We start from the raw sequence: 251 nt of genomic DNA, 5'->3' as shown, positions 1-251 counted from the left end.
GTGTGCGATATGGGTTGACTCACCTCGACATCGGCTTGCGATGGGTGGTTGTGCAGGCCACGATTGGCGAGTTCCGCCTGCTCGGCGTTGCGGTATTCGGTGGGGACCGGAATCTGGTAGGTCACACCGTTGGCCATCACCAACCGGTAGCCCTGCGTGACGACCTGATGGTCGATCGACAGTTGCCCGGTCTTGTCCAGCACACCCTGCTTGAGCACTGCGCCGTCGGCGTACAAGGTGTAGGGCATGCC

Annotated in this window: 1 pseudogene; it reads right to left on the bottom strand. The window is 61.8% G+C overall.

Annotation, left to right across the window (positions count from 1 at the left end):
• Positions 1-251 (bottom strand): annotated as a pseudogene (locus ACM6IT_RS00025) (Rhs element Vgr protein); the annotation flags it as partial.

Origin of the sequence: Pseudomonas sp. IT-P4 (genome assembly GCF_949767755.1) — a bacterium.
Classification (GTDB): Bacteria; Pseudomonadota; Gammaproteobacteria; order Pseudomonadales; family Pseudomonadaceae; genus Aquipseudomonas; species Aquipseudomonas monachiensis.
Note: the sequence above shows the minus strand (reverse complement) of the source record. Positions and strands in the feature narration are given on the sequence as shown.